Source organism: Streptomyces sp. NPDC014991 (assembly GCF_043080665.1).
In the GTDB taxonomy this organism is placed as follows: domain Bacteria; phylum Actinomycetota; class Actinomycetes; order Streptomycetales; family Streptomycetaceae; genus Streptomyces.
Genome location: NZ_JBIBVY010000059.1, coordinates 1 through 2,552, shown reverse-complemented (window position 1 = coordinate 2,552; position 2,552 = coordinate 1). Strand labels below are relative to the sequence as shown.

Sequence of the window (2,552 nt, the reverse complement as noted above, 5' to 3'; positions counted from 1 at the left end):
GACTGGTACAACTACCACCGACCCCACACCGGCATCAGCGGCCAACCACCAGCCAGCCGCGTCACCAACCTGTCCGGACAACACAGCTAGGGCCTGTCTGACAATGCCAAGGGCCGTATCGGCGGCGTCCATGAGAGCTGTGCGGGACGCGGTCTAGTGCAGCGCCGCGTAGGAGAGCCCATCAGCGGGGGTAGGGTTTACCCCCCGTCCGGCCGGCGGGTTCACACTACCGACCCGGCGCCGCCTGGTGCGACATCGTGGGGCCATGACCGATCGACACTCGAGGGCCGCCGGCCGCCCCTGCCCGGCCGGCAGGATGAAACGCAATCGCCGTATCAGCGCTGTCGCGGTGCTGGCGCTCGCCGCCCTCGTCACCGGAACCGGCGCCGGGTTTGCCGAAACGACCACACCGTCGGCCACACCGGTGGCCACGCACGCGTTCGACACCGCACCGGCCACGGCCACGGCAACCGCGCCACCGCGGTCCTTCCAAGGCACGCTCCCCGCGCCGACCGGCCCCTACGCCGCCGGCGAGGACGTCATCCACCTCACCGACGCGAGCCGTCCCGACCCGTGGGTGCCGTCATCCGGCCCCCGCCAACTGACCGTCACGATGGTCTACCCGGCCGTCCCCGGGACCGGGACTCCGGCCCCTTACATGACCCTCGCCGAGGCAGCCGGAATCATCCAGCACTCTAAGTTGCCGGCGAGCTCCGGCGTCACCCCGCAGAACCTTTCCAGCGTCACCACTCACGCCTTCGACGGCGCGCGGCCGCAGCGCGGCGAGTATCCGCTGGTGGTCCTCTCACCCGCGTACGAGGATCCGCGCATGGTGCTCACCTCGCTCGCGACCGACCTGGCCAGTCACGGCTACGTCGTCGCGCTCGTCGGCCACACCTACGAGGACAGCGGCGAGACGCTGGCGAACGGCCAGACGCCGCCGTGCGCGATCTGCGATGACCCGGCGCTCGACTTCGACTTCGTCGCCGCCAGCCGCGCGCTGGACGTGTCCTTCGTGATCGACCAGTTGACGCATGGCAATACCGCGTGGCGCCTGGCACACCTCATCGACAAGCACGAGATCGGCATGACCGGACACTCCCTCGGCGGAGCGGCGGCCGCCGCCACGATGATCGCCGACCCGCGAGTACGGGCCGGAGTGAACATGGACGGCGCCTTCCGCCCGGCCCCGATGCCCGGCCAGATCAACCGGCCGTTCCTCATGCTGGGTGCGGCCGACAACCACCCGGTCGGCGGCCACGACACCACGTGGGGGCAGGCCTGGGCCGCCCTCGGCGGCTACAAGAAGTGGCTGACGGTCGCCGGCGCCGACCACTTCAGCTTCAGCGACCTGGACCTGCTTCTCCACGAGGCCGGGTTCCCGACGCCGCCCCTCTCCCCGGAACGCGGGGTGGTGATTACCCGCGAGTACGTGACGGCGTTCTTCGACCGGACGCTGAAGGGGATCCACAGTCCGCTGCTGGACGGCCCCTCGCCGAACAATCCGGAAGTACTCTTCGAGTACTAGGCCGTATCTGACAAGTGATCTTGTCGAGGCTAGCGAAGCCAGAGGATGAGTGCTGCGAGGTGGAGTCCTGCCCGGTAGCGGGCGGCGAGCTTGTCGAAGCGGGTGGCGATGGCACGGAACTGCTTGAGCCGGTTGAAGCAGCGTTCGACGACGTTGCGGGCTTTGTAGAGGTCGCGATCGAAGGCCGCCGGCCTGCCGCCGGCCTGTCCGCGCCGCACGCGGTTGGCCTTCTGGTCGGCCCGTTCGGGGATCACCGCCTGGATGCCCCGCCGCCGCAGCATCTGGCGGATCGCCCGTGACGAATACGCCTTGTCCGCGATGACAGCGTCGGGTCTGCGACGCGGCCGCCCGGCACCGGTCCGGGGAACCCTTACCGCGTCCAGGACTGCGTCGAAGATGGTGGAGTCGTTGAGGTTGCCCGGTGTGATGACGACGGCGAGGGGCAGGCCCCGGCCGTCGCAGGCCAGGTGGACTTGGTGGTCAGCCCGCCGCGGGACCGGCCGAGCGCCTGGCCAGCCGTCGTGCGTGTCGGATCTTCCAGTTCGTCCCCTGCCGGTGCCCCTTTTTACGGGCGCCGGCAGCGTGCTGATGGGCACGGGTGATCGTGGAGTCGACCGACACGGTCCAGTCCACGGCTCCGACCGAGTCGTCGCGGACCTGGACGTGCTCGAGCAGGCGTGCCCAGGTCCCGTCCGCCTCCCAGCGAGCGAACCGCTCGTAGACCGTCTGCCAGGGCCCGTAGCGTTCCGGCGGGTCACGCCACGGAGATCCTGTCCGCAACCGCCACAACACCCCGTTGATCACCTGCCGGTGATTCCGCCACGGACGACCCCGCCCGTCAACACCCGGTAGCAGGGACGCTTTCCGCTCCCACGCCGCATCCGTCAGCTCTCCACGACCCACCACAAGATCAATTATCAGACACGGCCTAGGGGTTGTCTTCAATTGTCACGCCCACATCAGGAGCGATGCGAGGGCGACGGCTGCCTGGTAGGACTCGGCGGTCTTGTCGTAGCGGGTCGCG

At 69.3% G+C, this 2,552-nt stretch carries 1 protein-coding gene and 1 pseudogene; one reads left to right on the top strand and one right to left on the bottom strand.

Annotated features, from left to right (window positions below; translation table 11 throughout):
* The first annotated feature begins 265 nt into the window (after window positions 1–265).
* On the top strand, window positions 266–1,528 hold the full coding sequence (locus tag ACF1BE_RS35035) for an alpha/beta hydrolase family protein (RefSeq protein ID WP_392203029.1): 1,263 nt from the start codon (window positions 266–268) through the stop codon (window positions 1,526–1,528).
* Window positions 1,529–1,557: 29 nt separating this feature from the next.
* On the opposite strand, the pseudogene ACF1BE_RS35030 reads toward ACF1BE_RS35035, so the two are convergent.
* Window positions 1,558–2,431: pseudogene (locus ACF1BE_RS35030) on the bottom strand (IS5 family transposase).
* Window positions 2,432–2,552 lie beyond the last annotated feature (121 nt).

Bases quoted from the DNA above. Each gene is read 5' to 3' on its own strand.
- ACF1BE_RS35035 (WP_392203029.1), top strand. From the start codon at position 266: ATGACCGATCGACACTCGAGGGCCGCCGGCCGCCCCTGCCCGGCCGGC.